The organism is Flagellimonas baculiformis, from assembly GCF_033441575.1.
GTDB lineage: Bacteria > Bacteroidota > Bacteroidia > Flavobacteriales > Flavobacteriaceae > Flagellimonas > Flagellimonas baculiformis.
The window spans coordinates 1-14,213 of the sequence record NZ_JAUZVW010000026.1 but is presented as its reverse complement, the minus strand read 5'-3'; the positions used below and the strand labels follow the sequence as shown (position 1 = coordinate 14,213).

Genomic DNA, 14,213 nt, shown 5'->3' with positions numbered 1-14,213 from the left:
AGATCAAATCTAGGCAGTTCGTTTACCCTGGTCAGTTTCATCCGGCGAAGGTGGGTCACTTTACCCGGCTTATCCAAATTGAGGCCATTTTAACCGTACAAACTGATTAATTTTTGTACGGCAATGTACGGTTTAATGCAATCCCATACAATTAAAACAAACAGATAAAATTGCAAATTACCTTCTTAAGTATTGAAAACACTAGGTTTAATAAAATTAATCGCTATATTCAAAGATTTCTGTTATTGCACTAAAGTAGTTCTGGAGGTACCACAAAAAACCCGCAAACATAGTTTGCGGGTTTTTTGTTTTTTACATTCTGGTTGACAGAACATCCTTATTATAAATAATTAAAGTAGAGCTTATTCACAATTTTTGCTCCTGAATCAAAAAGTGACCGATTGAAGTTCCTTTCCCAACTCATGGATGGTTCCTTGAATCAATTTAAGACGCTCCTCGGATACGGTGGCCCTACCCGTGGCATATTGGCGCATCAAAGAAGGGTTTATCTTTGCCCTTCTTGCAATTGCGGTGATCTTGACCTGCGGAACAAGGTAAAAGAAGGATTCAATGTTCATTTTAAACTCATAACCTTGAATCGGCAATACCTCATCGACCCAATCCTCTTCCAGTTCCACGGCAGTTTCCATATAATCATCGACCGCAACCTTGATGTTCTCTTTCAATTCTTCCAACGTATCGCCAAAGGCAGATACAACGCCTGGAAGGTTTTGGGTGGTGCCCCAATACGTTCCATCGTCCGCTTTCTCCACAAACACTTTTACTGCTCCCATTCCTCTTGCTTTTATTGATGCATTACAAATCAAACCCGAAATCTTTATTCGATCCCGGCTTGTTTCAAGATAGATTTCACCGTGCCCAACGGAACATCCTTTTTGGGGTGCGGTATGGTCACAAGCCCTTTTTTCCTTGGGTGTTTGTAATGATGGTGGCTTCCTTTGGTCCTGACCAATTCCCAGCCATCACTTTCCACTATCTTGATCAACTGACTTGATTTCACCAAACAAAATTATAACAAAAATGTTATATAACAAAATTGTTATTATATAATTTGATGATACGAACCTATTTATTCTTAACGGCCTTGTAGAATCGTCTATTACAAATTAAAATACGTTAATTACCGTTTAGGTACTGACCGAGTGGATTCAGTTTGTCCTGAGCGAAGGCGAAGGGTAGGTGAGAACGAGCAATTATTTATAGCGATAATGAGTATAGTGTTTAGTTTATAATTCCAGTTTCCTTTCTTCGGATTTCCAATATTCATCAACAAATTTTCGGTCTTCTAAAATTTCGTCTATTAATGTGTAGATTCCATTAAACATATAATATCTTCCAAAAAGTTTTCCATATAGTTCGTTATAAATTTTTAGAGTTAAATCTCTTATTTCTTTTAAATCGGACAATCTTTCAGTTTCCATTCCAGCGTTTGGGTCTATATGAGCATAAAACTTTTGTCTTCGTGTGATTATTAAATTTAGTATTTTCTCGTACTTAATAATATTGTTCTCAACTTCGGAAATCACATTAAGTAAATCAGTTTTATTTTTAATAAGATTTGGGTCATCTTTTGTCGAATTATCTGTCAGTAGATTTCTGAAACTTTCAGAGTATCGAAAATTTTTAAATTTATTAAATAGCTTCTGAAAGCTCCTTTTTTCTTGTGGCTTATAAATTTTATAAATATTTATTGCGATATGTGAATAACTCAATAATACATAGTGACTCAGAAAGTTAGAAATAGGTTTAATATTTAATCCCTCCGATTTACATTCTATTAAACGCTCAATGTTTTCAATACAAAACTGCAATTCCAAAATACACAACTTCAAGTTCTCGAAATAATCTTCTACAGTTTCTAAATCTAGTGTTTCTTTCATAATCGCCTTGAATGCTTTGGGCAATACTGCCAACTTGTTTATAGGGACGTAAAATACATTTCTATACCCCCAAAATAAGAATAAATACCCTGATAATCAGCAGATTTTATTTATAAAATCAACCCCTAAACTCAAAAAGCTGTGCAACATCAACATTCAATGCCTTGGCAAGTAATTTTAAATTGGTAATCGTAGTGTTCACTTCGCCATTTTCAATTCGCCACACTTGATTTTTAGATAATCCGGCAATAGCTTCCAATTTGGTTTGCGATAAATTACGTTCTTCACGTAAAGCCTTGAGATTCATCCCAAAATCCCGTATAAATAATTTCTCTTCAAGGCTCAATTTATTTCGCATGCTCCAATTTGCACTATATATAGAGATAAATCTTCCCTATATATAGGGGTATGTAGAAAAATTGTAGTATCTTTAAATGCCTACTTAATAAATTTCAATGCTGAACAGTCCAATACAAACCATCACCAACTTCCTCCACCAAAGTTCCCCCGCCCCGTTGCAGATCACCTTTGCCACCCTGGAAATCTGTAGCCACCCAAACGGGGCATGGCTCCACCGCGTGCAGCGGCAACACAGCCGTATCCTCCTCCAGCAAACCCCACAAAAAGGGCTGGCGGAGCTCACGGTGCTGGACAATCTGGTCTTTAGCTTTTCCTTCCGGTTCCAACTGCCCAGCGCCCCCACCTACCATGAGGTGGACATGCGCTGCCTGCCCCGCCCCTTGGACCAGGGCAAGTTGTATTTGGATGACGAAAAATTGCAGCTTTCTTTTCGGATAGATGCCCCGGACCCTTCCCTTCGGGTGCAGGTCACGCAGGTGTACCGCGGCATCCTTCACTTGAAACACCGGCAGCCAACGCTTTGCGGGCAACAACGGTAACGGGTCGGGATCAGCCGGCGATGGCCATATCCATTTTGCCGTTCTTGAACTCGCTGGGGCTTATGCCATATTTTTCCTTAAAGATCTTTGAAAAGTAGCTTCGGCTCGTAAATCCGATGGAATACACCACTTCCGAGATGTTCATTTCGGTGGTCTCGATATAGTCACGGGCCACCTCTAGGCGGGTGTTGCGGATATATTCGGTCACGGTCATGCCATACAGCAGTTTAAAGCCTTCCTGTAGTTTGGCCTGCGTGAGCCCCGTTTCGTTGGATATGTCCTCCAAGGTGAACTCCTTGGCAATGTTCTTCCCTATTTTTTCGGCATATTCCCTGATCGTGTTCAGCTCCCTTTTCAGCAAGGAAGTCTCCGGGCCCTTGTTCTGCACCTCATCATTGTGCTGCATAATGTGCATGGAAAGTATCTGGTACACCAGCCCCTCCAACTGCAAAATGCGGATCATGCCCTCGGCGGTGACCTTTTGTATGGACGATACCAGGTCGGCCATTCTCAAATTGTAGGACCCATAATAGGAAAACACATTCTTGTGGTCGGTGTCCAAAAACACCTTGTACAGTTGCTCGTTGAGCGCTTCGCCCTTGTTCATGCGCCTGCTCATGAACTGGTTCCTGCGCACGCGGATCACGTTGATCTTCAAAGGGATCCCGGCAGGCAAATAACCGTGGTTGAACCCATTGGCCCTGCTGGAAATGATCACCGATTGGTACTGTTCAATGATTTTCAGCTCGGTCATTTCCTGGTGCCCGAACTTGTGTCCGCAGTAGCCTTCCAAGCAATACACAAAACTGATGGGATTGTAGGTGGATGTGTCCGCAATGAGCGTGACCTCGTCAAAAAAAGTGATATCGTATTCCAACAGACTGGCGCCCCAGTCAAAGTTCAGCAGCCTGATCTGCCCTTTGGCCTTTTCGTTGTCCACTGAAAGGACATGCTGCCCCCATTTTTCCGTGATTTCCCCTCCTATACCGTTCTTGATCTGTTCTATGGTTTCGGAAGCATTCTTGGCGTTTACTTGAATGGTGATCATAGGTTGTACAGTTTTTAAGGTTGATGTAGAAAATTGCTCTGTTTAATTTAATCTGTTGGTATTTGACTGAAATTTGTCAGTTCGAGTGATTTTTCGAAAGAAAAATTGCACCTGCCTGCCGGCAGACAGGTCGAGAACCAGAATTTCAAGTTCAAAACCTATTCTCGATACAAAATTCCTTTGGAATTTCACTCGAATTGACGGTTTAGGTATAAAATACCTTCAAAATACACAACAGACTGTGTTCAATTATTTACGGCAAACAATGGACAAAAAGATGTGCTTTCACAAAACTTTCACATATGGTTACCATCACGATTAATAGGTAATGAGTTAAGTTTTTTGTCCAAAAAAGGTTTGTTTTGTATTGTTGTTGAATATGAAGAATTGAAGATTATGATCTACAAACTTTCCAATGCGGTTGAGAGAGAACTGATAGAGGCAGAGTTTGGAATACCCTTTAGATATCCGCACATATACACCCCGAGCCTTATCATCAATGGCTTCAATGAAACCAACCTGAGTGTGGTGACCATGCAGGCGCCCCACGAGATCAACTATGCCATTTGGGGGCTCATGCCACAGAACTTCAAGGAAGATTGGCACATTTTCCAGAACAATGCGAACACCCTCAACGTAAGCCTATCCGATCTGGAGGATATTGCCTGGATGAAGGAGTCCTTGGTCAAACGAAGGTGCCTGATCATCGTTTCGGGTTTTTACACCCATCTGCTCCACAATGGGGGTACCTCCACCTATCACCTGTCCAAGCCCTCACAGACCCCATTTTTTTTGGCCGGCACCTATAATATATTGGAGGACGGGTTCTATTGCAGCGCGCTGATCACCAGCAGTGGCAACACTTCCATTTCTTCCTATCACGACCTCAGCAACAAAGTGCCGGTGGTCATCCGCAAAGAGGATATGGGCTTTTGGCTGTCGGAAGAGACCTCCATTGACCAAGTGAAGGACTATATTGAAAGACCGCCCAAGGTGAAACTGAACGCCAATCTCATCACCAATGGTTCCTTTACACGAAGCATGGCCTTCCGCTCCAAAATAGGCGCCATTGACATAAAAGATTGAATTATTTGTCTTAAAAAGACATATTTCTTGTGCTTTTCTCGATCAAAATCAAGTTTTGGTAATTTTTTTGACCTTTTGAGTTAAAAGATAACCCGTTAAAGACAACCTTATCACTGTCGCATTCGCAACTTTGTAGTGTACCGTTTAAGAGATAACCGGACATTAACTTAAAACTTTAAACATGTTACGTTGGACCGTCACCTTTATAATCTTGGCCATTGTGGCCGGAATATTTGGATTTGGAGGAATTGCCGCAGGTGCGGCCGGTATTGCCAAAATACTGTTCTTCATTTTCATCGTGTTGTTCATAATTTCACTCATAACAGGAAGAAAAAAGATTTAGGACCACAAAAATCAATACGCATACTATCATTAACCTAAAAATTGAAATATCATGAGAAAATCAATAAGTCTATTCCTATTGTTCATCGCCATGGCCTTTACCATGAGCATGAACAGTTGCAGGGAAACCAAAGAAGATAAAGCAGAAGAGGCAGTTGAAGATGTGAAAGATGCTGCTGAGGACGTCGGGGATGAAGTTGAGGATGCCGCCGATGATGTTGGCGATAAGGTTGAGGATGCCACGGATGATAATCCTTAACCATTGATTATAAAACTCCTTATGACTCTGGCACTAAAGTGCCAGAGTTTTTTTATGGCCCCATTTGGGGCCAGGGCATCTTAAAAAAGTAAAACGGGTCCCCAATCGGCGGTTTTTTAAAATTTTCGGAGTAGATTGTACCCACGGTGCACCTTGCCCACTATGATATGAACACCTCCTTGACCATTGCGCACATTGCGATATCCCTTTGGGCCATCGGTGCCATAGTGTACCATGGCAAACGCCCGTCCCGCTCCATCAGTTGGGTCCTCGCCATCATTGCAATTCCGTTTGTCGGTGCCATCCTCTACTATCTTTTTGGAATGAACCGCAGAAAGTTCAAGTTCTTCAACAACAAGGAATTTGAACGACGGAGGAACTACAGCCCCGGAAGCGATACCAAAAGGGAAGGTGAAATTCCCGATTTTGGCACGGATACCCGAAAAAAAAGATTGAGCCGACTGGTAAGTACCTCCTCCGAAACAAGTCCCTCCTCGGGCAACAAGATCACGGTGCTACAGGATGGTGGGGAAACCTTCAATGCCATTTTCAAGGCCATGGAAGAGGCCAAGGAATCCATTCACCTGCAGTACTACATTCTGGAAAGGGGCGCTCTTTTGGACAAAATGTTGGACCTTTTCCAAAGGAAAATAGCCGAGGGCGTGGTGGTCAGGATCATTTATGATTCCTTTGGCAGCTACAGGCTCAGGGGGCGGCCCAAGAAAAAGTTTAGGGACATCGGGGTAAAGATCCATCCCATAATGCCCATCCGGCTCACCAACCTGCTCTTCTCCCTCAATTTCAGGAACCATAGAAAAATTCTGGTCATCGATAACAAGGTGGCGTTCACGGGCGGGGTAAATGTGTCGGACAAATACATCAAACATGGCGATGGACTGGGCAAATGGAAGGATGCCCACTTGAAACTGGAGGGACCCATTGTGAACGACATCCACCTTGTATTCCTCAAGGATTATTTCTTTGCCAGCAAAAAGGAGCATTTCGAGGTCAGGGACCATATTTCGGAACAGCCGGTCATGGGCAATGTGGATGCACAAGTGGTGGCCGGGGGACCCGATTCCACACTCCCTACCATCATGTACCAATATATTGGTATGATGAACCAGGCAGAAAAAACCATCTGCATCGCCAACCCCTATTTTCTGCCGGGTGAAACTTTTTTGCAGACTTTGAAGATCGTTGCCCTCGAAGGCGTGGAAATTTCCCTTCTGCTCCCCAAAAAATCGGACTCCATCGCCGCAAAGTTTGCCATGTTTTCCCAATTTGAGGAATTGTTGGAAGTGGGCGTGAACATTTACCTTCGGGATGATTTTTCGCACAGTAAGATCTTGATCGTGGATGATGACCTGGTCTCCATTGGCTCCGGAAACTTTGACATCCGTAGTTTTGAACTCAACTATGAGGCAAATGTCCTCATCTACGATAGGGAAACCAGTATCGAATTGAAAGACGAGTTTCTGCGTATTTGCCAAAATTCCGAGCCGGTCACACTGGAACGGTTCAGGAACAGGTCGGTGTGGCAAAAATTCCTTGAAGGGGTGTTCAAATTCTTCAAACCGCTGCTCTGATCGGTGATAAAGAAACGTTAAAATCCCATTGCCATAAACTGCCCTTTCGTCCCCAACACCAGTATTGATAGAAGCCCCCTTAACACATTGAAAAAAAGGCACTTCTTAATGTTTTCATAAATATGAAAATCAAATGGTTCCATAGCCAGAAAGTATGGAACTAACCCTTATATTTAGGGTACACCGCATAATTTTAAAACAAAAATGACCCAAGAGTTATTAGCAAAGGCAGAAGAGTTTGAGAGCAGACCCATGAGCCACATGTCCACCAGCGACAGGGTAGAGGCTTCAAGGGAAGCAAAAAGGTTGATCCTCTCCATCAACGAGATCTATAAAAAGACCAAGGATTCCAAACTGATGGACATCATGAAGAGTCTTACCGAAAAGAAACGCAAGATCGAAAAGCGCCTTAAAGGCACTCCCCTGGTATAGGGAATAGCATAACATCGTACAGGAAGGAATAAGTGCATGGCCACAAATGTCCTTCCTGTTCTTTTTTTGCAATGCTTTGATTTTCAACACTTAAATCAATTGTAGTCATTGCCCTACACAGCATTTCCCCGCTAGTTTTTCCATCCACAAAGTATTTTTGACCAGTTATATCCTTTTTCCTGCAACGAATAAAATTGTGGATTGAAGGCACAGGTTTTTGACTAATTTCGAGGAAACAATCAACTAAAACACCTTTGAAAAATGAACACTGTAGAAGTAAAGTTGGGGTATTTCTTTTGGTATTCCGTGATTACCGTTTCCATACTTTCCCTCATCACCAACCTGTACCATTACATTTTTTAAGCTATACTGGACACCCATCATCAATCAAGAACTTCCCATAATTACAAATGTCTCTCGCAAAGGGATGCCGTGCCGGTGTCCCTTTTTGCTTTCTCCCCTATTGGACTCGCCATTGCCCCGACCATTTTCCTCCTAAATAAATAGTAGGGCATACCGTTCAGTGTGCCAAATCTGCCTATCTTTAGAGTGCATTAACGACCTCCCACAAAACAAGATCAGTTGAGCGACAGCCTACTTTTGATACTCACCCGAAACCCAGAACTCGGCAAGTGCAAGACCCGCCTCGCTGCCAAAGTGGGCGACAGAACAGCACTGGAAATCTATCAGTTTCTCCTGCAGCATACCGTTTCGTTCACAAAGCACCTCAAGATGGAGAAATGGGTGTACTATTCGGAAGAAATCTGGGAAGATGATATTTGGGACAGTGAACGGTATCAAAAAAAGCTTCAGATCGGGAAAGGTTTGGGGGAACGCATGCAGAATGCCTTCAAGGACGGGTTCCGGGCAGGGTTTGAAAAGATCATCATCATCGGCAGTGACATGTACCATCTGGAACAGGCCGATCTTGAAGAAGCTTTCGCCAAGCTGAACGAACACGATTATGTGGTGGGCCCCGCAGAAGACGGCGGATACTACCTTTTGGGCATGAAATCGTTGAACCAAACCCTGTTTCAGGACAAAAAATGGGGAACCGACACCGTCCTGGCCGATACCTTGCATGACCTGAAAGCCGAAAACGTGGCCCTATTGGACGAGAGAAACGACGTGGATCACTATGAGGACATCAAAGATATCAAGGCCTTTGCGCCTTTTCTAAAACATATGACACAATGACCCAGACACAACTTAACGAATCTGTAGAATATTTGAAAAAGAGGGGCTTCGAAGCTCCAGAAATTGGCATCGTGCTCGGAACCGGATTGGGACAGCTGGTCGATGGCATCGAAAACCCCATCGAGGCCCATTACAACCACATCCCCCATTTTCCCTTGGCCACGGTGGAATTTCATTCCGGAAAATTGATCTATGGTACCCTTGCCGGAAAAAAAGTGGTGGTGATGCAAGGCCGATTCCATCTGTATGAAGGTTATGACTTTGTGGACATCACCTATCCCATTCGGGTGATGCACCAATTGGGCATCCAAAAACTGTTCGTGTCCAATGCGGCAGGGGCCATCAACCTAGACTTCAAAAAAGGGGACATCATGCTCATCGAGGACCATATCAACCTTCAGGGAGGGTCGCCATTGGCCTTCAAAAATGTATCCGCCTTCGGGGACCGATTTGTGGACATGAGCGAACCGTATGACCTGGACATGCGCAAAAAAATCGAGGCCATTGCCCAAAAAGAGAACATTTCCATCAAAAAAGGAGTGTATGCCTCCGTGGTAGGTCCCCAACTGGAAACGAAGGCCGAATACCGTATGCTGAAAATGATTGGTGCGGACGCCGTGGGAATGAGTACGGTTCCCGAAGTAATCGTGGCCAATCATTTACGACTACCCATCGTAGCGGTATCCGTTTTGACCGACGAATGCGACCCGGACAACCTCCAACCCGTCAATGTGGAGGAAATCATCGCCATCGCCGGAAAAACAGAGCCCAAAATGATCCAATTGTTCACCGAATTGATAAAGCAACTATGAGTTACCTAGACGCCACACAAGACCTTTACAAAGAAGCGGCCATTTCCCCCAACGTGGGACTTTGCTGCACCACCACGCCCATTTGGCAGTTTCCCGGACTGTCCATCCCCAAGATCATGCAGGAAATGAACTACGGGTGCGGGAGCACCGTGTCCGCACAGGATCTGGTGAACGACCCCAAGATCCTCTACGTGGGTGTGGGCGGAGGTATGGAACTGCTGCAGTTCTCCTATTTTTCCAGACAAAAGGGAGGGGTCACCGGAGTGGATTCCGTGGACGAAATGCTGGAGGCTTCCCGAAAGAACTTTAAAATTGCGGAGCAGGAGAACGATTGGTTTAAAAGCGAATATGTGGACCTGGTCAAGGGAGATGCCCTGAACCTGCCCATCCCCGATGAGAGCATGGACGTGGCCGCGCAGAACTGTCTGTTCAATATTTTCAAGATGGAAGACCTCCAAAAGGCCGTCGCCGAGATGTACCGCGTGCTGAAACCCCACGGCCGATTGGTCATGAGCGACCCCATCTGCGAACAGCCCATGAACGATGAACTGCGCAACGATGACCGATTGAGGGCGCAGTGCCTCAGCGGCAGCATTCCCTTGAAAGATTACGTAAAAGTGTTGACCGATGCCGGATTTGGCACCATAGAAATCAGGGGGCGAAGGTCATACAGGGTATTGTCTCCCAACCACTACCCAACGGACGAGCTCATCCATATCGAATCCATCGAGATAGCCGCCATCAAAGACCCGATGCCCGAGGACGGCCCTTGCATGTTTACCGGGAAAACGGCCATTTACTACGGAAACGAACCTTATTTTGATGACAACAAAGGGCATGTGCTGCTCCAAAACCAGCCGTTGGCGGTTTGTGACAAAACAGCTTCGGCGCTTGCGAAGGCATCAAACGAAATCCATGTGAGCGAAAGCACCTGGCATTACAACGGCGGGGGCTGCTGTTAGATCAGTTGGGTTATTTGGCGATGAAAGTTTTGGAGGATTCATAGTCCATAAGGATGCCTTCGGATATCCATTTGGCCAAAGCCTGCCTATTGTCCGGGTCCAAGATCCGGCGTTGGTCCTTTTTGCTCCTGATGTTCCCTATTTCGATATAGGCCATGGCCGGAAGCGTATTTTTCACCACATACAGACTGCTGCGCTCCATGAATGTGCCATTGTACAATCGGCTCGGTTGGAATTTTTTGTATTTCCTCAAAAAAGTCTGATGGATGCTCTCGGCCAATTTTTTGCCGTTCTTGCTTTTTTCGTGGTGGTAGAAGAACACATCGATGTTGGTGCCCTCGCCCCTACTGTCCACGTGGATCACCAATAACCGCTGGTGCTTGCCCACATTTTTTCGATAGAGATCGTTCACCGCTTCGGTGCGCTGTTTCAAGCGGGCCAACTGCCCCAAGGGAAGGGGTTGGGAGAGCACGGTTTCGTCCGTATCCAGTTCAAGCACCCTTTGGTCCCTGATGCCGTCATTATTGTCCTGCACAATGATGTGCACTTCCGCCCCATGCGAGATCAATTCCCGGGCCAACCTGAGTGTGACATCATAGGCATACTCATCTTCCGCGATCAGCTTGTCATTGTATTTTTCCACTGCCCCCGGGTCGGGACCCCCATGCCCTGAGATCAGGTAATAGACCGTATCGTCCAAACGATTGCTCGCCACATCCACCTTTTCGAACTGTTCACCAAAAATGGGATAGGCAATCCTCTTGTCCGTTTCTTCCACTTTTGTGGTTTCCAAGGTATCCGGTAAAAAGTAGGAACGCCCCATCAGCAAGGATTCATCCTCCCCCAAATGTTCGGCGTTCAACGCCACAAACTTGTTGTAGAATTTTGTTGGGCTGATGCCATGTCTTCTAAGGAGTGAATAAATCCCGTCCCCTTCCTTGGCCACCGCCTTCATATTGGCCTCTTGGGCCAATCCAACTCCTTGAAAATGAACAAAAAAAAGTAAAACTGATATTCGTATAAATCTCATTTAATTCTCAATCTGCAAATCAACATAATCGTTCATAATGCCATCACTGATCAAGCTGGCAAACTGCTTCTTGTCCGGACGCACTGCTATTTTTTGGTTCGATGTTTTGGAAGCGTTCTCAAGGGTGAGCAAGCTTATGGCCGGAAGAATGTTCCGGGCCAGGTACAGGCTGTTCTTGTCCTCAAAGATCATATCGACATCCTTGTACGACCTGCTCGAAACACTGGTCCGCTTGAACATGCTTTGGATATTTTCCGCCAATCGCTGGCCTTCTTCACTCTTTTTGTCATGGTAAACGGCAACCTCCATATCCTCTTTGCCCGATACCCCATCGGCACGTATCACCAAAACCCGTTGGTACTTTCCACTGTTCTGTATGTAGCGCTTGTTGATGACCTCAATGTAGCTCCCCATTTTTTGGGTGGCCGTCACGACATCGCCATTCGAAGGTTCGGAAACCCCATCGCCCATGATATAGACTTTGGCCCCATGGACCATGAGATCGGCGGCCAGGCTTTCCGCCACATCTTTCACATAATTGTTTTCCGCATTCTGGGAATCTTCGGTGATGATGTAATACACTGCATCTTTCAGCTTATCGCTCTTGAGGGACATTTGGGCCAGTTCCCCATCAAAGATGGGTTCTTCGGCACCTTCGCCCGTGCGGACCACCACGCCTGTTTTCTTGAGGGCATCCGCAGCCTGTGGAATTTTGTAGGCCGTTCCCACTTTCAGGAAACTGCCGTCCTTGATGTTTTCGGAATTGAGCTTGACAAACTCCTCGTAGTGCCTAGCGGGGTCCAGTCCCTGTTTTCGCAGAAGGGAAAAAATCCCGTCACCCTGTTCGGCCTTCACCATATAATAGGATGCCTCTTGGGCAAACAGCATGGTACAGGCACATACCCATAACAAAAGGAATGATACTGATTTCATTATCGCATTTTAATTGGGAGGGTGCACTGCAAAGATGGGGAAAAAATTGCCAACCAAGTCCTTCAATGACGGGAAAAATCCGACATTTTTCGCTCAGCCTTAGAGACTTGACTTTTTGATCGGTGCGTAACGCTGCCTGATGACGGATTCGGCGGGCTTGTTCTGTGGGGTAAACCTGTTGTCGGCGATCCCTCCGGCCCTATCATGGTGGATGAACCACTTCCAGACAAAGCCCCCGGCAAACCATTCCTCGTCCCAAAATTCGTCAAAAAGCACCTGCGTGGCGTCGGCCTGGGCCTGTAGGTTCACCCTTTCCTCGTTCCTGTCCACCAGCCAGGGCTTTTTACCCGTATAGTCCATGCTCCTGTACCCAAACTCGGTGAACAGTATAGGCCTGTCCAATTGTTCGGCAAGTTCCATCATCTTCGTTTTCCACGGCTGCCATCCCGTTCGTAGGGTTTCCTTGGTGGGGTTTTGTCTTTCGCAGAGAGGAAAGTAAGCGTTCACCCCAATATAGTCCAGCTCGCCCCAAAAAGGAGTGTTGGTATACTCGTCCCAATTGGCCGCATAGGTCAATTTTCCCTTGTACACCTCCCTGACCCTGTCCACGAGGTCGGTCCAGAATGCAGGTCGGTTTTTGACAAATGTGGCGAGTTCGGTCCCGATACAATAGATATCGGCATGGGTCTCCTCCGCCAATCCTGCGTAGTGCAAAATGAACCGGGCATAGGAGTCCTCCAATGCTTTCCAATCGGCTTCGGACTGCATGGCCATGTTCCCCGTAAACTCGCCCCTACTGATCCAGATCTGGGGTTTCAGCATCACCTTTACCCCATTTTTGTGGAGCATTTCGATGTACTGCTTGGCCCCTTTTCGGGTTTCCCCGAACCATTGCCTGTCCGAATCAAAAACAAGGTTGGGCGTGTGGGGATCTTGCATAAAGCCGAAGGGCATGATGGCCGCATGGTTGGCATGGAGGTCCAGCACGGGGTCCACATGGGACTGGACGACCTCTTCCCGGGACGCCACAAAGCTCACTCCGTTGATCTTTTCGGGTTTATGCCCCGTACAGGAGAGCAGTACCAGACCGCATATCAAAACCAGTTTTTTCATGTTGGGCATTCAAGTGCCTCTAAAATAGTGTTTTTAAGGGAAAGTTTTGATGATGGATCAATGGGTGGGAGTTTTGTTTATTGGTTTCGAGTATTGCTCGGTTGATGAAATCCGTGAAGATTTTTGTAAATAGACCTGCACTAGTAATTAATTTGAAGGCTGTTATTTTTTTACAAAAGCATTTAATTTTTCACTTAACTCTACTTTTTCGTAGTTTGAATTAATTTTACTTATTTCATTATCATCATAAATTGGGTAGAAAGATTGTACTCTATTAATCTCAATATCTTCTTTTCCTTTAATTTGCCTTATCCATTTCTTAAACCATATATGATAAACCACTTCTTTGAACTTGAAAATTATATTATCTGTTTCATTTAAATTTATAAGATTCAGTTTGTCAATTTCCGTCAATATATATCTTAAATCTATGTGTAATTCTTTTGGGTGAAAGTAATTGTAATGAAATGTTTTATCTGGTCTGTCCTTAATATGTTCGGAATAATGTCGACTGATTATGTGTATAAATAAATTGTACTAGCCACTACTTAACCTGACAGTTGTGGTTAATCTGACACTTGAAAAGAACCTTTAAGCTCATTGTGATCGA

Annotated in this window: 18 protein-coding genes; 9 read left to right on the top strand and 9 right to left on the bottom strand. The window is 45.1% G+C overall.

The features are described 5' to 3' along the window. Positions 1–386: 386 nt before the first annotated feature. The 4 genes from SD450_RS19180 to SD450_RS19165 form a co-directional block, all read right to left on the bottom strand. Positions 387–794 (bottom strand): type II toxin-antitoxin system HicB family antitoxin, encoded by a 408-nt coding sequence (locus SD450_RS19180; protein ID WP_318345967.1) that lies wholly within the window; start codon positions 792–794, stop codon positions 387–389. Positions 795–838: 44 nt separating this feature from the next. Beyond that, complete coding sequence (locus SD450_RS19175; RefSeq protein WP_318345966.1) at positions 839–1,021, bottom strand: type II toxin-antitoxin system HicA family toxin; 183 nt, start codon at positions 1,019–1,021, stop codon at positions 839–841. Positions 1,022–1,247: 226 nt separating this feature from the next. Further along, positions 1,248–1,901, bottom strand: a complete 654-nt coding sequence (locus tag SD450_RS19170; protein ID WP_318345965.1) for a hypothetical protein — start codon at positions 1,899–1,901, stop codon at positions 1,248–1,250. Positions 1,902–2,019: 118 nt separating this feature from the next. Beyond that, complete coding sequence (locus tag SD450_RS19165) at positions 2,020–2,259, bottom strand: helix-turn-helix domain-containing protein (RefSeq protein WP_318345964.1); 240 nt, start codon at positions 2,257–2,259, stop codon at positions 2,020–2,022. A 97-nt stretch (positions 2,260–2,356) separates the two neighbouring features. Here SD450_RS19165 and SD450_RS19160 point away from each other — a divergent pair, with 97 nt between their 5' ends. After that, entirely contained in the window at positions 2,357–2,800 is a 444-nt protein-coding gene (locus SD450_RS19160) for a hypothetical protein (protein ID WP_318345963.1), read from the top strand. A gap of 10 nt (positions 2,801–2,810) precedes the next feature. On the opposite strand, the gene SD450_RS19155 is transcribed toward SD450_RS19160, so the two are convergent. Next, positions 2,811–3,848, bottom strand: a complete 1,038-nt coding sequence (locus SD450_RS19155; RefSeq protein WP_318345962.1) for an AraC family transcriptional regulator — start codon at positions 3,846–3,848, stop codon at positions 2,811–2,813. A 396-nt stretch (positions 3,849–4,244) separates the two neighbouring features. On the opposite strand from SD450_RS19155, the gene SD450_RS19150 reads away from it, so the two are divergent. The 8 genes from SD450_RS19150 to arsM all read left to right on the top strand — a co-directional run bounded on the left by SD450_RS19150 (position 4,245) and on the right by arsM (position 10,527). Next, the gene (locus tag SD450_RS19150) at positions 4,245–4,934 is read left to right on the top strand and encodes an SOS response-associated peptidase family protein (protein ID WP_318345961.1); all 690 of its coding nucleotides are present in this window, start codon (positions 4,245–4,247) and stop codon (positions 4,932–4,934) included. Between the two features lie 181 nt (positions 4,935–5,115). Next, complete coding sequence (locus tag SD450_RS19145; RefSeq protein ID WP_318345960.1) at positions 5,116–5,277, top strand: DUF1328 family protein; 162 nt, start codon at positions 5,116–5,118, stop codon at positions 5,275–5,277. A 51-nt stretch (positions 5,278–5,328) separates the two neighbouring features. Continuing rightward, a complete protein-coding gene (locus SD450_RS19140; RefSeq protein WP_318345959.1) occupies positions 5,329–5,535 on the top strand; it encodes a hypothetical protein in 207 nt (68 codons plus the stop codon). 167 nt (positions 5,536–5,702) lie between these two features. After that, on the top strand, positions 5,703–7,124 hold the full coding sequence (gene cls, locus SD450_RS19135; protein WP_318345958.1) for a cardiolipin synthase: 1,422 nt from the start codon (positions 5,703–5,705) through the stop codon (positions 7,122–7,124). Between the two features lie 204 nt (positions 7,125–7,328). Continuing rightward, on the top strand, positions 7,329–7,556 hold the full coding sequence (locus tag SD450_RS19130; RefSeq protein WP_072875767.1) for a hypothetical protein: 228 nt from the start codon (positions 7,329–7,331) through the stop codon (positions 7,554–7,556). Positions 7,557–8,138: 582 nt separating this feature from the next. Further along, entirely contained in the window at positions 8,139–8,753 is a 615-nt protein-coding gene (locus SD450_RS19125) for a TIGR04282 family arsenosugar biosynthesis glycosyltransferase (protein WP_318345957.1), read from the top strand. Continuing rightward, the gene (locus SD450_RS19120; protein ID WP_318345956.1) at positions 8,750–9,565 is read left to right on the top strand and encodes a purine-nucleoside phosphorylase; all 816 of its coding nucleotides are present in this window, start codon (positions 8,750–8,752) and stop codon (positions 9,563–9,565) included. The genes SD450_RS19125 and SD450_RS19120 overlap by 4 nt, the downstream gene beginning before the upstream one ends. Beyond that, a complete protein-coding gene (gene arsM / locus SD450_RS19115) occupies positions 9,562–10,527 on the top strand; it encodes an arsenosugar biosynthesis arsenite methyltransferase ArsM (RefSeq protein ID WP_318345955.1) in 966 nt (321 codons plus the stop codon). The genes SD450_RS19120 and arsM overlap by 4 nt, the downstream gene beginning before the upstream one ends. 10 nt (positions 10,528–10,537) lie before the next feature. On the opposite strand, the gene SD450_RS19110 is transcribed toward arsM, so the two are convergent. The 4 genes from SD450_RS19110 to SD450_RS19095 all read right to left on the bottom strand — a co-directional run bounded on the left by SD450_RS19110 (position 10,538) and on the right by SD450_RS19095 (position 14,017). Then, the gene (locus SD450_RS19110; RefSeq protein ID WP_318345954.1) at positions 10,538–11,557 is read right to left on the bottom strand and encodes an N-acetylmuramoyl-L-alanine amidase family protein; all 1,020 of its coding nucleotides are present in this window, start codon (positions 11,555–11,557) and stop codon (positions 10,538–10,540) included. After that, entirely contained in the window at positions 11,558–12,490 is a 933-nt protein-coding gene (locus tag SD450_RS19105) for a hypothetical protein (RefSeq protein ID WP_318345953.1), read from the bottom strand. 99 nt (positions 12,491–12,589) lie between these two features. Then, complete coding sequence (locus SD450_RS19100) at positions 12,590–13,603, bottom strand: glycoside hydrolase family 113 (protein ID WP_318345952.1); 1,014 nt, start codon at positions 13,601–13,603, stop codon at positions 12,590–12,592. Positions 13,604–13,765: 162 nt separating this feature from the next. Then, complete coding sequence (locus tag SD450_RS19095; protein WP_318345951.1) at positions 13,766–14,017, bottom strand: hypothetical protein; 252 nt, start codon at positions 14,015–14,017, stop codon at positions 13,766–13,768. Positions 14,018–14,213 lie beyond the last annotated feature (196 nt).